Below are 17,311 nucleotides of genomic sequence, written 5' to 3'. Positions count from 1 at the left end.
ATTTCCAACAATTAACCCACTCTGCCCGGATATTGTTGCAAGGCTACTTCTAAACAGTCCATAGCTGCATTTAAATCGGAAATATTTAATACATATGCCATACGCACTTCGTTTTTACCAGAACCTGGGGTAGAATAGAAGCCCGTTGCAGGTGCCATCATTACCGTTTGGTTATTATGGGCAAAATCTTCTAAAATCCACTGACAGAATTTATCAGCATCATCAATCGGAAATTTTGCTACCACATAAAATGCACCGCCCGGATTAGGGCAAAAAACGCCTTCTATATTATTTAACCGATTAACCAAAGTATCACGGCGCAAAGTATATTCGGTATTTACTTTTTCAAAATAGCTATCCGGCGTATCTACAGCCGCTGCGCCAGCAATTTGTTCAACCATACCCGGACTTAATCTTGCTTGTGCAAATTTTAATCCTGATGCAATAACTTCTTTGTTTTTGGTGATTAAACAGCCTAAGCGCGCACCACAAGCGCTGTAACGTTTAGAAACCGTATCCATAATCACCACATTTTCATCTAAACCATCTAAATGCATTGGAGAAATAAATTCTCTTCCATCATAACAGAATTCGCGATAAGCTTCGTCAGAGAATAAAAATAGATCATATTTAACACAAAGTGTTTTTAACGCCTCTAATTCTGCTCTTGAATATAAATAACCAGTTGGGTTATTAGGGTTACAAATGATGATCGCCTTCGTTTTTTCCGTAATCAGTTTTTCGAATTCGGCAATCGGAGGCAAAGCAAAACCATTTTCAATGTAAGAAAGGATGGGTTTTACCACTACGTTGCTCATGCAGGCAAAGCCATTGTAATTGGCATAAAAAGGCTCTGGAATGATAATTTCATCGCCCTCGTTTACGCAGGTTTGCATGGCAATGGTGATGGCCTCAGAACCACCAACTGTTACCAATATATTTTCAGGTGTAATATTGTAACCCAGTTTATTGTAGTATTCGGTAAGTTTTAAGCGGTATGTAAGTGTACCTTCTGATGGAGTATAGGCCCAAACATTAAAATCAATGTTTTTGATGGCATTTAACATTCCTTCAGGTGTTTCGATATCTGGTTGACCAATATTTAAATGGAAAACTTTTTTACCATCTTTTTTAGCTTGATCTGCAAATGGAGTTAACTTTCTGATTGGCGATGCAGGCATCTGCACACCTTTTTGTGAAATTTTTGGCATGGCACAAAAATAAAAAAGTCCCGATGAAAATCGGGACTTTTTAAATATTATCGTTTAAATAATTATTTCGAGGCTGCGGCAACCGTTTCACCTTTAATGTAAAGCACTTTAATTGGTGTTTTAGCATTTGAAGTAATGGTTACGGCTTTTGAAAAAGTTGATGGACCAGCAGCAGCGTTAAACGTTACCGAAATTACACCCGTTTCACCTTTTTTCAATGGGGCAGAAGTGTATTTAGGTACTGTACATCCACAACTTGCCTCAGCTTTGGTAATAATTAATGGCTCTTCGCCAATATTGGTGTATTTGAAATCGTAAGTTACTGGTTTGTTTAAAACGATTTTACCGAAATCGTGAGTTTCCGATTCAAATTTAAACTCTGCAGGTTTAGTTTGTGCATTTACAGCAATACCTAAACCTAAAACAAAAGCGAATAATACTAAGATCTTTTTCATGTTATGTGGTTGTAATTTATTTTTTTTTTCTAAAACAAATTTAATGTTTTCATTTTAAAACAAAAACTATTCCAAATATATTTTACAAATCCATATATAATTTTACAATCTAGGATAAAGGCAAACTTTTAATTTTGTATATATTTGCCGCAACCAATCTTTGATTACTATGCCGAATGAAAAATTGATGACCAACACTATTGATGCTTCCGAACTCAGTTTTAACGATTTTAAATCTATCGTTATAAACGACTATAAAATAGCCTTTGAAAGTAGGCAGGCCAGTATTTTAGGCCGTAGAGAAGTATTAACAGGGAAGGCTAAATTTGGTATTTTTGGCGATGGTAAAGAAGTACCGCAGGTGGCTATGGCGAAAGCTTTTAAAAACGGCGATTGGCGCTCAGGCTATTACCGCGATCAGACTTTTGCTTTTGCAACGGGGATTTCTACCATTAAAGAATTTTTTGCACAACTTTACGCCAATCCAACCGACGGAGCTGATCCGTTTTCAGGTGGAAGGCAAATGAACTGCCATTTTGCAACAAAATCAGTTAATGAAGATGGAAGCTGGAACGATTTAACGCAGATTAAAAACTGTTCGTCAGATATTTCTCCTACCGGTGGCCAAATGGCCCGTTTGGTTGGTTTAGCCTATGCTTCTAAATTATTTAGGCAAAATAAGGAACTGGATTACTTAAAACACTTTTCGGTTAACGGAAATGAAGTTGCTTTTGGCACCATTGGTAATGCCTCGACTTCTGAAGGCGTGTTTTTTGAAGCCATTAATGCCGCAGGTGTATTGCAGATACCCATGGCCATCTCAATTTGGGATGATGCTTATGGCATTTCAGTTCCGGCAAAATATCAAACCACAAAAGAAGATATTTCTGAAGTTTTAAAAGGCTTTCAGCGTGAGCCTGATCAACCAGGATATGAAATTTATAAAGTAAAAGGCTGGGACTATCCAGCTTTATGCGAGGTGTATGAAAAAGCAATAAATGTGTGCAGAGATGAACATGTACCTGTTTTAATTCATGTTACCGAACTTACTCAGCCTCAGGGGCATTCTACCTCTGGCTCGCACGAAAGGTATAAATCAAAAGACCGTTTAGCTTGGGAAACCGAACACGATTGCATCTTGAAAATGCGTGCCTGGATGCTCGATTCGGCAGTAGCAACCGAAGAGGAAATTGTAGCGGTTGAAAAAGAAGCAAAGGTTTTTGTACGTAATGCACAAAAAGAAGCTTGGAATGAGTTTTTGGATAGCATTAAACCCGAACAAAAACAAGTGGTTGATTTAATTGGTGGTGTAGCTAAACATCAACCGGAACTGGCTAGAATCGCTGCAAATCTAGCCTCAACTGCCGATGCACAACGCAGGGAGGTTTTTACTGCTGTGCGAAAAGCCATCCGTTTATCGGCTAATTTTAATTCCCCCGAACGCGATGAACTGTTAGCCTGGTATAAACAGCAGGCTAAGGTTAATCACGACCGTTATAACTCTAAACTGCATACTGACGGTAAAGAAAGTCCGGATATGATTGCAGTAGTGAACGCGGCATACGATGAACAATCAAAAATGGTCGACGGTAGGGAAGTGCTTAATGCCTGCTTTAACGAAAACTTTGCCCGCGATCCGCGTTTAGTGGCTTTCGGAGAGGATTTAGGGAATATTGGTGACGTAAATCAAGGCTTTGCGGGTTTACAGGCCAAATATGGTGAGTTGAGGATTACCGATACTGGAATTAGAGAAATGACCATTATGGGACAGGGTATTGGTTTGGCCATGAGGGGCTTAAAACCGATTGCCGAAATACAGTATCTAGATTATTTAATTTTTGCACTAAATGTACTCAGCGACGATTTAGCATCGCTATCATACCGAACCAAAGGGATTCAAAAAGCACCTGTTATTGTGCGTACCCGTGGCCATCGATTAGAAGGAATCTGGCATTCAGGTTCACCAATCAGCATGATTTTAGGTGCTTTAAGGGGGATGCATTTATGCGTACCAAGAAATATGACTCAAGCTGCCGGCATGTACAATACCCTTTTTAGGGCTGATGAGCCTGCCGTAGTAATTGAGTGTTTAAATGGTTACCGACTTAAAGAAAAACTACCAAGTAACGTTGGCGATTTTACGGTTCCATTAGGTAAAGCAGAGGTTTTAGAAGAAGGAACGGATATAACCGTAGTATCTTACGGGTCTTCGTTAAGAATTGTTCAGGAAGCCGCAGAAGAATTGAGCTTATTGGGCATTTCTGTAGAAATTATTGATCCACAAACATTATTACCTTTCGATACCACTCAGGTTTGTGTAAACTCCCTTGCCAAAACCAATAAATTACTGGTTGTAGATGAAGATGTTCCTGGAGGTGCATCTGCATATATCCTGCAAAAGGTACTCGAAGAACAAAAAGGTTATTTCCATTTAGATGGTCAGCCGAAAACATTATCGGCAAAAGCACACCGTCCGCCATTTGGATCTGATGGTGATTATTTCAGTAAACCATCGGTTGATGATGTCATTGAAACCATTTACCAGATGATGCACGATGCAAATCCAACTAAATACCCCGCATTTTTTTAATAAAGCAATCGCGAGGCATAAGATTTAACCATCTGGATAATTTAAAGGGTATACAATCGGTTTCTTAATTTTGTTTATGCTTAAATGATTAAGGATTCTTGACGAAAAGTTAAAAAACTGGTTATTTATTGATCAGTTTTTTAACTACTTTTATAAGCCAAACTCTATTTTGTTATTTCAGTATGTTTTATCTCAACCCAGACATGAAACGCTGTAATTTTCAAGATTTTTTATGCTCATTATATAGAAGAAACAAATCATTGGTTTGATCTGAAAATGAAGCGCTATCTTGTAAATGCTCAGTTCGTTAGTAAAGCGTGTTTTTCTAAAAAAGGCATGCTGTTTCTCTTTTTGTCATTTTTGTGCATAACTGGTTTTAGCCAGGTGAGTGCGCCGCAGAAAAAACTGGATAGCCTTTTAAGTTTAAATCAAAAGAATTTAAAAACAGATTCCACCAAAATCAAAATATTGACGGAAGTTTACCGCCAATACATGAGGATGAAAAATGTAGATAAAGCGGAAGAGTATGTGGATAAAACCATTCAGCTTTCGTATGAGAAAAATCTAAAAAAATTCTCTGCAATGGCTTATTACCGTAGGGGTTTAATGTATCACGGTAGGTCTAATTACCAAAAGGCAGAAGAAAATTATAATCATGCAGCTGCTGAGTTTTCTTCAGTGGGTAATTTAGATATGGTTGCCGGAACTTACCTCAATTTAGGTGCTTTATATGGCAGCATTCCTGATTATGTAAAATCGTTAGAAGTTAACCAAAAGGCCATCGCTATCTACGAAAAAATGGGCAACGAAACCGATATGGCAAGTTGTTATACCAATATTTCTACTATTTACCAAAGTTTGGGTAATCAGAGTCAGGCCTTGGTTTATATGAACATGGCGCTGAAAGTATTTGCTAAAGGAGGCGAAAATACAAGAGGCGTAGCCGTTGTTTACGGCCTGATTGGTACCAATTATTTTGAGGCTTCAGATCGTGAATTAAAGGAGATGAATGTATTGCCTAACCAGAAAATTAAACTGGCCTTAGCGTATTATAACAAATCGTTGCGGGTATCGGAAACCATTGGAGACATAGGTTTAATAGCCACTGTTAAACGATATCTTGCTGATTTATACAGTTCAATAGGACAAAAGGATGCGGCGTTAAAATCCTATCAAAAATCAGTTGAGTTAAATAAGTCGGGAGAAGATAAAGAAGCCTATGCCTCAAGTTTATATGCCTTGGGGAACTTTTACCAAAAAGAAAACGATTTTGAAAACGCCATCCTATTACTCAATAATAGTTTAAAAATTGCAGAAGAAAACAGATTATTAGATATAGAAAAACAATCTAGTTTAGGGTTGAGTACGGTATATGAAAAACTAAAAGACTATAACAAATCGTTAGCCTATTACAGGCAATATATTGCCGTTAGAGATAAGATTTTCGATCAGGAAAAGGAAAAGGAAATTACCAGAACGCAGATGCAGCTCGATTTTGGTATTAAAGAACGCGATTATTTATTGAAGCAAAAATTTACAGAAGGTGAGTTAAAAAGACAACAACAAGAACTTGAGCTAAAAAGGCAACAGTTAGTGCTGAGTGATAAAGAAAAAGCATTGGATCTCCTAACTTTTCAAAAGGCAAAAGCAGATCTTGATATTCAGCGTTTGGCCCAGGATAGTAAATTTGCTAATGCTAAATTTGAGGCAAAGTTAGCCGCCGGGATAAAGGATAAGCAGATTAGTAAACAGGTACAACAGATTAAATTTGATGAACGTGTGAAATTATTCCTCACCATAGCCACCACACTGATTCTGATTATTGCCGTGGTTATATTTTTTAATCAGCGGAAAACAACCAGGTTAAATAAGATTATCAATAGTCAGAAACGGGAGTTGGAGCAGTTAAGTAAGGTTAAAGACCGTATTTTTAGTGTCGTGAGTCACGATATGCGTACACCTGTAAATTCATTAATTTCCTTTATGCAGCTGTTAGAAGGGACGAATATTGAGCAAGAGAAATTAAACAGATACGCTGCGGCACTAAAAAATAACCTCACCTATACCTCTACAATGATGGAGAATCTCCTTAATTGGGCGGCTAGCCAGATGCAGGGGTTTAACCCGTATTTAGAATCGTTGGATATTCATGAGCTGATTAATGAAGTTATTCTTTCTTTGCAGGATAATGCTAACGAAAAAAACTTAGCTATTCAGAATCTAGTGCCAGCCAAAACATTTTGTAAAGCAGATTCTAATATGTTTATGCTGGTTATTCGAAATATCATCAGTAACGCCATTAAATTTACGCCGAATGGTGGTACAATCACTACTAGTGCCATTCATAACGGAAATGTGCTGGAGATTAAAATTTCAGATACAGGCATAGGTTTAACAGCTGTACAGGTCGAGCATTTTAATAAGCCAGGTTATTTAGGTGCGGGTGTAAGCACATTGGGTACCAATAAAGAAAAAGGTACAGGTTTAGGTTTATTGCTCTGCAGAACCTTTATTAGCTTAATGGATGGTAAAATTAGTGCTGATATTAATCCTACAGGCGGAAGTTATTTTAAAATAATCTTGAAGAAATAAATTATTTTAAAAATCTCGACAGAATTTTCTTGTCAATTGATTTTTCCAATAATTCCTGCCTGTTAGAAGCACTTATCGGAACCAGAAAGTTATGATCTAAATGAACCTCATGATTGGTTAAGGTTACAATGTGGTTTATATTAATGATGTACTGTTTGTGTACCCTTGAGAAAATTTTTGAAGGCAGTTGTTTTTCTAGATTTTTTAGGCTAACTAAAATAACATGTTTATCTATACTGGTAAACAGCTTTGAAAAATCGCCCATGCTTTCAATATAAATTACATCATTATATTTCAGCTTGGTTATGCCTTTGGTCTCTCTAAAAAAGAAATAATCATCGTCTTTTTTATCGTCGTTGTTTAGGTTTTCGACAGGAAGTTTATTTACCTGTTTCCTTAATTCAATATACTCGATTGCTTTATTTGTGGCTTTTAATATGCGTTCGAATGTTGCGGGCTTAACAATAAAATCCAATGCATCCAGATTAAAACTCTCTGCCGCGTACTCACTAAATGAAGTGATAAAGATAAATAGCGGTTGTTTTTTTAGGCTTTTTAATAAATCCATACCAGAAAGCTCTGGCATATCAATATCAGAATAAACAATATCTACAGAAGTAGTTGATAAAATTTGCGAAGCTTCTATACCGTTATTACAGACAGCGATAATATTTAATGATGGGATTTTCTTTAGATGCATTTCTATGGCATCTCTCTCAATTTCATTATCATCAACAATTAAACAGCTGTACGTCATTTAGGAATGGGTTATGTAATTTAGTTAGAGAACACGTATTTTTACTTAATGTTTGTAATTTACGTTAAAATGTGGATTATAATACAATCAGGTATCATTTTGTGGGTAAACGTAACATTAACTTTTATCTCTGGTGTTTCTTTTCACCAGTGTATAGTTTCTCGCCAGCTTTTACAGCCAATTGAAGGTCGTTTTCTTCTGGAGGAACTGGGCAACGGTACCCGTCACTGTAGGCACAGTAGGGATTGTAGGCTTTATTGAAATCGATTTCGATGTGATTATCTACAATTTCTTTTGCATCCAGATCAATGTACCTGCCACCGCCATAAGTTTCCTTATTGTTGGTTTCATCAGTAAAGGGCAGAAAGAGGTGATTTTTATAAACCGGGTTGGTTGATAAAGAAACACTTTTATATAAAGTCATTTGGATTTTTTTGCCGTTAAGAACGAAGTTTACGTGTGCATATTTATAGTAATTACTGCTAGAGCCATTAAAAGTAGGCATTTTGAAAACTTTTTCATTCTTCAGTATTTCTACATCGGCCGAGATTTTATAAGCACTGTCTGCCTCATAAAAATGAAGGTTTTGCAGGTCGTTTTTCTTGAGTGGTGAGCGTTCATCTTTAATGAAATCCTGTTTATAGGTTTCACGGTGTTTTGCGATCTCATCAGCATAACTTTGTGCAAAGCTATTCATGTTGATCAATAGAAATAAGAAGGTGATGATTCTCATTAACAAAAATTATATAATACTTGCTTTGTTTCTTAGAAACTGATCAGCTAAAACCAATGCAGCCATGGCCTCAACAATTACTACTGCTCTGGGTACCACACAAGGATCATGTCGGCCCTTGCCTTTAATCTCCGAAGCTTCACCAGCAGCATTGATGGTTTGTTGGTTATGCATAATGGTTGCAACAGGCTTAAAAGCTACTTTGAAGGTAATATCCATCCCGTTAGAAATGCCACCCAAAATACCACCGGCATAATTGGTTGTGGTTTTAAAAACTTTCGAATCGGCAGCTTTAGGCTGTGGAATATCATTATGTTGCGATCCTCTTAATTCGCTTCCGGCAAAACCAGAACCATATTCGAAACCATGAACAGCATTAATACTGAGCATAGCTTTACCTAAATCGGCATGTAATTTGTCAAAAACAGGCTCACCTAAACCCGCAGGACAGCCTTTAACTACACAGCCTATTTTTCCGCCAACGGTATCGCCATCTTTACGAACCGCATCGATAAACTCAATCATTTCGTGTGCAGTTGCTGGATCAGCACAACGCACAATATTTTCTTCTCTAATTTGCAATAAAGCGGATAAATCATTGCTTTCCAAATTAGGGGCTTCTATTGTACCTACTGAAGTTACATGTGCGAAAATTTCAATGCCCTGTTGCTTTAAAAATAGCTTTGCAATAGCACCGGCCGCTACACGGGCAGCAGTTTCGCGGGCAGAAGAGCGCCCTCCGCCACGGTGATCGCGGATGCCATATTTCGCATCATAAACATAATCGGCATGGCTGGGACGGTAAACGTCCACATTGTGGCCGTAATCTTTTGATCGTTGATCCTCGTTCGGAATTAAAAGTGCAATTGGCGTACCTGTACTTTTTCCTTCAAATACACCCGATAAAATCTGAACGGTATCGCTTTCTTTTCTTTGCGTAGTAATTTTGGATTGACCAGGTTTACGTTTGTCAAGTTCTGATTGGATAAAATCCATATCGATATCCAATTGCGCCGGACAGCCATCAATAATTACCCCAATAGCTACGCCATGAGATTCGCCAAAGGTTGTGATGCGAAATAGTTGTCCGAATGAGTTGCCTGCCATTATTTTTGATTGAATTATAGATTGATTAAATTATTGAATGGATTTTAACATCCAATCTTTATACTTGGTTCTTGATACTTCCTTCTCGTTACTTGATACTAACATCAAATCCCGCTTTTTTCAAATCCTCCCAATAATATGGATAAGATTTTTCTACTACCTGCATTTCTTCAATTTCAACTTCGTTGATCAACAGTGCAAGAGGAGCAAAAGCCATCGCCATACGGTGGTCCTCGTAGGTTGCGAAGGTAACTTTATCCGGAAAATGAAGGTTGTCTGTATTTAAAGTATAAACCAGATTATCTTCTGTAAAAGTAACGCCTATTTTAGCCAATTCGGTCTGAAGTGCTGCAATACGGTCTGTTTCTTTAATTTTTAAGGTTTCTAAGCCAGTAAAAGACATATTTTTACCTAATGCAGCTGCAATAACTACAATGGTTTGTGCTAAATCCGGACAGGTTTTTAAATCTAAAACTTCTTTTGTCTCTAAAGAAAGGCCTAAGTTGCTAATAGCAATTCCATCATTGGTTTTGCTGGTAGCAATACCAAAAATCTTCATGATATTTTTGATCTGACTATCGCCCTGCAAACTTTTTTCTTTTAAAGCAGGTAAGCTAATTTCTGCTTCATCAGCTAAAGCTGCAATACTATACCAATACGATGCTGCGCTCCAGTCGGGCTCAACAACCAAAGTACCAGGTTTAAATACCTGTGGTTTGATGGAAATTGAATTTCCGTTCCAAGAATGTGAAATGCCAACTTCAGCCAACATATCTAAAGTCATATCTACATATGGTTTAGAAGTAAGCTCGCCCTCAATTTCTAAAGTTAAACCCTGAGGTAGGATAGGGGCAATCATTAGCAAGGCCGAAATATATTGACTGCTGATATCGCCTTTAATTTTAACTTCAGCAGTTTTTTGATTTAAAGGACCAATAATATTTAATGGCGGGAAACCTTTAGCTTCTGCATAAGAAATATCAGCACCGATGGTTTTTAAAGCTTCTGCCAAGATACCAATGGGGCGCTGTTTCATCCGTTCGGTTCCGGTAAGTAAGAAATTGCCGTTTTTAGCCGAAAGATAAGCCGATAAAAAACGCATGGCGGTCCCTGCAGGACCAACGTCAACCAGTTCGGAGTTTGTAGTTTTTAGTTTGGAGTCTGCTCCCAACTCACCATTCTCAACTCCCAACTTGTTTAGGATACCATTTAAGGTTACCGTATCGGCAGCATTGGAAAGGTTTTCAACTATAACCAGTTTCTTGCTTAAAGCGCTAATAATTAAAGCCCTGTTGCATTCGCTTTTCGAGCCCGTTAATTGGATTTCCGTATTAATATTCTTGGTTCCTTTAAAAGAAACTAAGGCGTTTTTCGACATTTTATTCTGTTTTTATTCTTAAATGTAAGTGTCAGATGGAAACATCTGACACCACATTATATTTGTTTTTTAATATCATATTGAGTTAGTCGAAAACTATCGTAAGTCCTTCGACAGGCTCAGGATGACATCACTGTTAAACTTAGCTTTAAGCTTTAGTCTTTTCAGCGCTAAGTTTGATTAAGCGTTTCGGTTTTACCCTCCACCTTAAACCTTTAAACCCTCTACCTCAATTACGCTTTAACCTCAGTATGTTGCTCAGCAGCAATACCTTGTTCAGCTTTGCCGGCGTTCATGATTTCAGTTTGTTTACGGATTGATTCACCATGCACCAATTCTAAGAATTTCTCAGTAAAGTTTAAGTCTAATTTTAAAGCTTTTGCAAAAGCATGACCTTTTTGGATGATGGCATCCCAACGGTTAACCTGTAAAATAGTTACCTGGTTATCGCGTTTGAACTCACCGATTTTTGCTACGATAGACATACGTTCGCCTAATTTCTGCAATAGGATATCGTCAATTTTATCGATTGATTTACGTAATTCAGCTAATTTATCAGCAGAAGCTTCGTTAGCAACCTCTGGTTCACGAACAGTTAAACGGTCAACCAATTCAGCTAAAGCAGCAGGAGTAACTTGTTGTTTAGCATCTGTCCAGGCAACTGAAGGATCTACGTGCGATTCGATCATTAAACCTTGCATATCTAAATCTAATGCTTTTTGAGAGATGTAAGGGAGTAACTCACGGTTACCGCAAATATGGCTTGGATCGTTGATGATCGGTAACTCAGGGCAGAGTGTTTTTAATTGAATAGCAAGTTCCCACATTGGTTCGTTACGGAAAGAACTTTTCTCGAATGATGAGAAACCGCGGTGAATAGCACCGATTTTAGTAATTCCTGCGCCATTGATTCGCTCAATTGCACCGATCCATAACTGTAAATCCGGGTTAACTGGATTTTTGATCAATACCGGAACATCATGGCCTTTTAAAGCATCAGCAATTTCCTGAACAGTGAAAGGGTTTACAGTAGAACGTGCACCAATCCAAAGGATGTCTACACCAGCTGCTAAAGCCTCTTCAACGTGTTTTGCATTTGCAACCTCTACAGCCGTTGGCAAACCAGTTTCTGCTTTAGCACGTTTTAACCACTCTAAACCGATACTTCCGATACCTTCAAATTCTCCCGGACGGGTACGTGGCTTCCAGATACCAGCTCTCAATACCGATACTTTACCGGTAGCAGCCAATAAATGTGCTGTAGTTAATAATTGTTCTTCAGTTTCGGCGCTACAAGGACCAGAAATGATTAATGGTTCGTTGTTTACGTTTAACCAGGTGTTTAATGGTTGGATGTTTAAATTAAGTTTCATGATGATGGGTTTGTAATATTTTTTTTTAAAATTCTATTATTTGATTGGGTTAATCGGTTAATCGTTTGTTTTGGCGATTAACCAGTTCTGCAGTTTAAACAGTTAACCAATTTATACTTTATCGTTCTTCTGGTACTCTCCCAGGATATTAAAATTCGATGTATATTTTAATGCCTTTCTAATGGCCTTATCATATTTTTCGGTACTTGGCCATTCTAAGTCGACGTAAAAGTAATACTCGTTTCTTTTACCTAAAACCGGCATAGATTGTATTTTTGTTAAGCTTACATCCTGTTCGGCAAAAATATTTAACACAGTTGCCAGTGAGCCTGCTTTGTGTCCAACCTGAAAACAGATTGATGCTTTGTTTATTTTCTTTCCTTCGTCTGTTTTATCCTTTTTAAGGATCAGAAAACGGGTGTAGTTTTTCTTGTTCGATTCTACACGACGTTCTAAAATGTTTAAGCTGTAAAGTTCTGCAGCTAAACTGTTTGCAATGGCCATGGTATCGGTTAATTGCTCTTCCTGGATCCGTTTTGCGCAGGCAGCAGTATCGTTGCTTTCTACAATTTTAATGTGTGGATAATCGTAAAAGAAATCGATACACTGGCGGATGGCGATAGGATGTGAAGTAACCACTTTAATATCTTCAAACTTTACGCCCGGCAGCGCCATCAAATGCAATTGGATAGGTAAGTAAACCTCGCCTACAACCGAAAAACCAAAATCACGGATCAGTGTATAGTTTGGTAATAAACTGCCAGCGATAGAGTTTTCGATAGCCATTACTACGAAATCGGCATCGTTTTTTTCTAGCTTGTCGCAGGTTTCTTTAAAAGAATTACACTCAACAGTTTCAATGTCTTTACCAAAGAATTTGTAGGCGGCCTCCTCGTGGAAAGATGCTTTAATACCCTGAATTGCTACTCGTTTTGTCGTTTCCATTTTTGCGTTAAAACAAAAAAGTCCCGGCTGTTTGCCGGGACTTTTTTATACATTTTAATATTGTTATATATCTTTTTGCATATTAGCCCCGGCTCTCACTAAAATAGTAAAAGTAACCAAAGTAATATGTGTTAAAATTTTTCATCCTTTTTTTTGTTGAGCCAAATGTAGCAACAAAATTTAATTTGTCAATAGGAAATTGAAAATATTTTTAATAAAATTTAATTTTGTTAAAAACGGTCTGTTTTCTGAATTGGTCTTTTAGTTTTCTGAAACAACTTAAAAACAGATTTTTATATGGTTGGGGTATTATCAACCACAGATGAAAAGGATAAACACAGATAAATTGTCATGCTGAGGTACGAAGCATCTGCAGGCGAAGAAATACCTGTTTACTGCTGTCAGGGATTCTTCGCTGCGCTCAGAATGACAGCATTTTTCGAATAGTAAATTTCATCAGTGTGCATCTGTGGTTAAAAAAGTAAATGAAACGTTAACAAAAATGGTCTGTGGAGACACAGACCATTAGCTTATATTGTTTTTTATCCCGTAGAACTTAATTCTCCCCGGTCATTAAGTCCTTTTACTTTATCTTGTTGTAATGCTTCATATCTTTTCTCTTCCTCTTCGCGCAATTCCTGTTGCATAATTTTAGCAATTTTAGTGCTTCCATCATGGCTCCATCCCGGCGGGTTAAAAATGTATTTCACTTTATCTATAAAAGTTGGTGCTTTTTTAACATCAGCACTCAATGCAATAAACTCATGAAAAATAATGTTAACCGCACCAGTATCTTCAGGTTGAGTAGTTAAACCGTATTTAATCACATCTTCTGGTAATTCCTCTTGAAAAGTGCCGAACCATCTATCCCAAAGAATTAAAACCATACCCATATTTTTGTCTAGGTAACGTACATTGCTGGCATGGTGCACGCGATGGTGTGATGGCGTTACGAAAATATACCCATACCATTTTGGAAGCTTAATGTCGTATTGAGTGTGCACCAGGTTGCCGTAAATTTGGGTTACCAGGTAAGCAAAAATAATATCAACAGCGGTGAAACCCATAAATGCTAAGGGCAGATAAAAGAAAACACGATACAGTGGCTCGAAAACGGTTGAACGGAAACCAGTAGTTAAGTTAAAATGTTCAGACGAGTGATGTGTAACGTGCATCGCCCAGAAAAAGCGTACGTAATGACCAACTGTATGCAAAAACCAATACAGAAAATCTTGCGCTAAAATCAAAACAAACCAATAAAGCCAAATATTGGGGATTTGGAACAAACGGAATTGATAACAGTACTGCAGTAGAAAAAAAGTGCCTGTTTTTGTTGCTAAATTAATCACAATAGCAGCCGTCATCAAGTAGATATTGGTCCACGTATCGCGTTTGGTATATAATTTTCTGTCGTGGGCATAGCTGAAATACATTTCAACCAAGGTTAAAACGATTACGAAACCAAATAGGCCTACTACAGAAATATCACTTCCGGTAAAATTCATTTTATAAACTATTGTAATAATTTAAACTGTTCAAAATATCGGCGGTACTTACACGGCAGTTAAATGTGCATTTGCCTGTTGTTTCTAAAAGTGAAAAGAGAATGTTTCCATCTTCATTCTTTTTATCACTTTGCATCAGCTCTAAAAGTGTATCGAAACTTTCTTTTTTAATGTGGTATTTAGGGTATAAGGATAAAATATATCCACTGATATCCTTCAATTCCTCCGGAGTTAACGTACTGTTTTTGATTGATAATGCAGCCTCACAAACAAAACCGATGGCAATAGCTTCACCATGTGTTAACGGATTTTCGTCATTTGCCAAAGAATAACCCTCTACAGCATGTCCAATGGTGTGCCCGAAGTTTAAAATCTTACGCAGATTTTTTTCATGCGGATCGATGGTAACCACCTCGTTTTTAATTTCTACTGATCGGTAAATATCTTGTGCCGAAGGGCTTAAGTAATTGCTTCCTTTTAATTTTTCGTAATATGGCTTATCATAAATCAGGCCATGTTTAATCATTTCTGCAAAGCCCGATAAAAGCTCGCGCTGTGGTAATGTTTTTAAGAATGCAGTTTCGATAAAAACCATTTGTGGTAAGGTAAAAGTGCCTACCATGTTTTTTACATTGTCGATATCGATCCCTGTTTTGCCACCTACCGAAGCATCAACCTGCGATAGAAGGGTAGTAGGTACATTGATGAAATCGATTCCCCTTTTATAGGTAGAGGCAATAAATCCGCCCATATCGGTAATTACACCACCACCTAAATTGATCATTAAACTTTTGCGGTCTGCTTCAAAATCCAAAAGCGTCTTCCAGATTCCGATACAAAAGTCGATGTTTTTGTTTTCTTCACCTGCCGAAGTTTCGATTAGGTCAAATTCAGCATAATCATCTAAAAGTGATTGAAATAGGGGCAAGCAGATTTCGCTGGTATGTTCATCTGCAAGTACAAAAATTTTACTGTATTTGTTACTTTCCAAAAGTGTTTTTAGCGCTGCTAAATTACTTTCGAAATATAGGGTGTGACCTGCACTGGTTAGTGGTTCCATTAAATAACTTCTATTTTGTTTTCTCCAAAAGTAATAATATCGCCAACCCTAACCTTATAACGTTTACGAAATTCGACCTCACCGTTAGTTTTTACTAAACCATCCTCAACAACGGTTTGGGCATCACCGCCACTCCCAACTAATCCGCTTGCTTTTAACAGCTGAATTAATGGAATAAATTCGCCCTCTAATTTGAATTGTATCATTTTCTGCAAAAATACGATTATTTAGAGGTTTTTAGTTTTAACAGTCAATGCTTTTTATAATTTTGCACCAATCTGACTTATTAATAGATAAAAATGGATTTATCCCCCAACAAACAACCAAATTTCGACAATACGGAAATTGCTTTCCGTCAAAAATCTAACAACGAACTAAAAAAAGCATATTGGCTTTTTAAAATGATTGGCAGTAATTTCCTTACCAAAGTTGGTCCTGCCATTACCAATTTCTTTTTAAATATCGGTTTACCAATCCAAGGGGCAATAAAAGCCACTATATTTCAGCAGTTTTGTGGTGGCGAAACCATTGCAGAGTGCGATAAAGCCATTGCACAATTGGATAAAGGCGGAGTGGGTACCATTTTAGATTATTCGGTTGAAGGGGAAGAGGAAGAGCAGGTTTTTGATGAAACCTGTGCAGAGATTATCCGTACGATTGTTCGCGCGGATGGTGATGTCAAAATTCCGATCACAGTTTTCAAAATTACCGGAATTGGTCGTTTTGCCTTATTGCAGAAGCTGGATGCTAAAGAAACCTTAAATGATGCAGAAAAGGCAGAATACGAAAAAGTAAAGCTGCGTTGCGAAATGATCTGTAAAACTGCTTTCGATAAAGGAGTGCCGATTATGATCGATGCAGAAGAAACCTGGATCCAGAATACCATTGATGAACTGGCTTTGGATATGATGCGTAAATTTAACCGCGAGCGCATTATTGTTTACAATACCTACCAAATGTACCGTCATGATAAACTGGCCGATATGAAAGCCGACCATTTAATTGCCAAAGCTGATGGTTTTATTTTGGGTGTGAAAATGGTTCGTGGTGCCTATATGGAAAAAGAACGTAAACGTGCAGCAGAAATGGGTTATCCTTCTCCAATTCAACCAGATAAAGCAGCATCTGACCGTGATTATAACGAATCTTTACGGTATTGTGTAGATCATATTGAAGAAATTGCCATTGTTGCCGGAACGCACAATGAAGATAGCAGCCGTTTATTGACTTACCTTTTGGAGGAAAAGAATATTACGCACAATCACCCTCATGTATATTTTGCCCAGTTGCTAGGGATGAGTGATAACTTGAGCTTTAACCTTGCCGATTCGAATTATAATGTAGCAAAGTATGTGCCTTACGGGCCTATTAAAGCAGTAATGCCTTATCTGTTCAGAAGAGCACAAGAAAATACTTCAGTTGCCGGGCAAACAGGTCGTGAGCTGGGTTTGATTGAAAGAGAATTAAAAAGAAGGAAACTGTAGTTCAGGTTTTAGTTAACAGTTGGTGGTTTTCAGTTTTGGGCGGTAATAAATACTGTTAACTGAAAATTTGCCAACTGTTTTTGTTTTCGTATCGTCATGCTGAATTTATTTCAGCATCTTT

The 17,311-nt window shown here is 37.5% G+C and carries 14 protein-coding genes; 3 read left to right on the top strand and 11 right to left on the bottom strand.

Going from position 1 to position 17,311, the window contains the following annotated elements; genetic code table 11:
• Positions 1-11: 11 nt before the first annotated feature.
• Together AW17_RS09630 and AW17_RS09625 are read right to left on the bottom strand one after the other, a co-directional pair.
• On the bottom strand, positions 12-1,211 hold the full coding sequence (locus AW17_RS09630; protein WP_029275927.1) for a pyridoxal phosphate-dependent aminotransferase: 1,200 nt from the start codon (positions 1,209-1,211) through the stop codon (positions 12-14).
• Positions 1,212-1,273: 62 nt separating this feature from the next.
• Positions 1,274-1,666: a DUF1573 domain-containing protein gene (locus tag AW17_RS09625; protein WP_029275926.1), complete on the bottom strand. Its 393-nt coding sequence runs from the start codon at positions 1,664-1,666 to the stop codon at positions 1,274-1,276.
• Positions 1,667-1,835: 169 nt separating this feature from the next.
• On the opposite strand from AW17_RS09625, the gene AW17_RS09620 reads away from it, so the two are divergent.
• Together AW17_RS09620 and AW17_RS09615 are read left to right on the top strand one after the other, a co-directional pair.
• Positions 1,836-4,256: an alpha-ketoacid dehydrogenase subunit alpha/beta gene (locus AW17_RS09620; protein ID WP_029275925.1), complete on the top strand. Its 2,421-nt coding sequence runs from the start codon at positions 1,836-1,838 to the stop codon at positions 4,254-4,256.
• Positions 4,257-4,532: 276 nt separating this feature from the next.
• Positions 4,533-6,848, top strand: a complete 2,316-nt coding sequence (locus tag AW17_RS09615; RefSeq protein ID WP_029275924.1) for a tetratricopeptide repeat-containing sensor histidine kinase — start codon at positions 4,533-4,535, stop codon at positions 6,846-6,848.
• 1 nt (position 6,849) lies between these two features.
• Here AW17_RS09615 and AW17_RS09610 read toward each other — a convergent pair whose 3' ends face one another.
• From AW17_RS09610 to AW17_RS09570, 9 genes are all read right to left on the bottom strand, one after another.
• Positions 6,850-7,605 (bottom strand): LytR/AlgR family response regulator transcription factor, encoded by a 756-nt coding sequence (locus tag AW17_RS09610; RefSeq protein ID WP_029275923.1) that lies wholly within the window; start codon positions 7,603-7,605, stop codon positions 6,850-6,852.
• A 124-nt stretch (positions 7,606-7,729) separates the two neighbouring features.
• Complete coding sequence (locus tag AW17_RS09605) at positions 7,730-8,338, bottom strand: DUF1684 domain-containing protein (RefSeq protein ID WP_029275922.1); 609 nt, start codon at positions 8,336-8,338, stop codon at positions 7,730-7,732.
• 9 nt (positions 8,339-8,347) lie between these two features.
• Complete coding sequence (gene aroC / locus AW17_RS09600) at positions 8,348-9,445, bottom strand: chorismate synthase (RefSeq protein WP_029275921.1); 1,098 nt, start codon at positions 9,443-9,445, stop codon at positions 8,348-8,350.
• 88 nt (positions 9,446-9,533) lie between these two features.
• Positions 9,534-10,823: a 3-phosphoshikimate 1-carboxyvinyltransferase gene (aroA, locus tag AW17_RS09595; RefSeq protein WP_029275920.1), complete on the bottom strand. Its 1,290-nt coding sequence runs from the start codon at positions 10,821-10,823 to the stop codon at positions 9,534-9,536.
• 233 nt (positions 10,824-11,056) lie between these two features.
• The gene (locus AW17_RS09590; RefSeq protein ID WP_029275919.1) at positions 11,057-12,196 is read right to left on the bottom strand and encodes a chorismate mutase; all 1,140 of its coding nucleotides are present in this window, start codon (positions 12,194-12,196) and stop codon (positions 11,057-11,059) included.
• A gap of 111 nt (positions 12,197-12,307) precedes the next feature.
• Complete coding sequence (locus tag AW17_RS09585; protein WP_029275918.1) at positions 12,308-13,141, bottom strand: prephenate dehydratase; 834 nt, start codon at positions 13,139-13,141, stop codon at positions 12,308-12,310.
• Positions 13,142-13,683: 542 nt separating this feature from the next.
• Positions 13,684-14,646, bottom strand: a complete 963-nt coding sequence (locus tag AW17_RS09580) for a sterol desaturase family protein (protein WP_029275917.1) — start codon at positions 14,644-14,646, stop codon at positions 13,684-13,686.
• Position 14,647: 1 nt separating this feature from the next.
• Positions 14,648-15,706, bottom strand: a complete 1,059-nt coding sequence (gene aroB / locus AW17_RS09575) for a 3-dehydroquinate synthase (RefSeq protein WP_029275916.1) — start codon at positions 15,704-15,706, stop codon at positions 14,648-14,650.
• Positions 15,706-15,912, bottom strand: coding sequence for an RNA-binding S4 domain-containing protein (locus AW17_RS09570; protein ID WP_029275915.1), 207 nt, complete (start codon positions 15,910-15,912; stop codon positions 15,706-15,708). The genes aroB and AW17_RS09570 overlap by 1 nt, the downstream gene beginning before the upstream one ends.
• Positions 15,913-16,005: 93 nt before the next feature.
• Here AW17_RS09570 and AW17_RS09565 point away from each other — a divergent pair, with 93 nt between their 5' ends.
• Positions 16,006-17,190 (top strand): proline dehydrogenase family protein, encoded by a 1,185-nt coding sequence (locus AW17_RS09565; protein ID WP_029275914.1) that lies wholly within the window; start codon positions 16,006-16,008, stop codon positions 17,188-17,190.
• The last annotated feature ends 121 nt before the right edge of the window (positions 17,191-17,311 follow it).

The sequence above is a fragment of the Pedobacter borealis DSM 19626 genome, assembly GCF_000708285.2.
Classification (GTDB): domain Bacteria; phylum Bacteroidota; class Bacteroidia; order Sphingobacteriales; family Sphingobacteriaceae; genus Pedobacter; species Pedobacter borealis.
The sequence above is the reverse complement of the archived record's forward strand: the minus strand, read 5'-3'. Positions and strand labels throughout refer to the sequence as shown.

Coding starts and splice junctions, on each gene's coding strand:
- aroC (WP_029275921.1), bottom strand. CDS start 9,445: ATGGCAGGCAACTCATTCGGACAACTATTTCGCATCACAACCTTTGGC.
- AW17_RS09630 (WP_029275927.1), bottom strand. CDS start 1,211: ATGCCAAAAATTTCACAAAAAGGTGTGCAGATGCCTGCATCGCCAATC.
- AW17_RS09570 (WP_029275915.1), bottom strand. CDS start 15,912: ATGATACAATTCAAATTAGAGGGCGAATTTATTCCATTAATTCAGCTG.
- AW17_RS09585 (WP_029275918.1), bottom strand. CDS start 13,141: ATGGAAACGACAAAACGAGTAGCAATTCAGGGTATTAAAGCATCTTTC.
- AW17_RS09590 (WP_029275919.1), bottom strand. CDS start 12,196: ATGAAACTTAATTTAAACATCCAACCATTAAACACCTGGTTAAACGTA.
- aroA (WP_029275920.1), bottom strand. CDS start 10,823: ATGTCGAAAAACGCCTTAGTTTCTTTTAAAGGAACCAAGAATATTAAT.
- AW17_RS09565 (WP_029275914.1), top strand. CDS start 16,006: ATGGATTTATCCCCCAACAAACAACCAAATTTCGACAATACGGAAATT.
- aroB (WP_029275916.1), bottom strand. CDS start 15,706: ATGGAACCACTAACCAGTGCAGGTCACACCCTATATTTCGAAAGTAAT.
- AW17_RS09580 (WP_029275917.1), bottom strand. CDS start 14,646: ATGAATTTTACCGGAAGTGATATTTCTGTAGTAGGCCTATTTGGTTTC.
- AW17_RS09610 (WP_029275923.1), bottom strand. CDS start 7,605: ATGACGTACAGCTGTTTAATTGTTGATGATAATGAAATTGAGAGAGAT.
- AW17_RS09625 (WP_029275926.1), bottom strand. CDS start 1,666: ATGAAAAAGATCTTAGTATTATTCGCTTTTGTTTTAGGTTTAGGTATT.
- AW17_RS09615 (WP_029275924.1), top strand. CDS start 4,533: ATGAAGCGCTATCTTGTAAATGCTCAGTTCGTTAGTAAAGCGTGTTTT.
- AW17_RS09620 (WP_029275925.1), top strand. CDS start 1,836: ATGCCGAATGAAAAATTGATGACCAACACTATTGATGCTTCCGAACTC.
- AW17_RS09605 (WP_029275922.1), bottom strand. CDS start 8,338: ATGAGAATCATCACCTTCTTATTTCTATTGATCAACATGAATAGCTTT.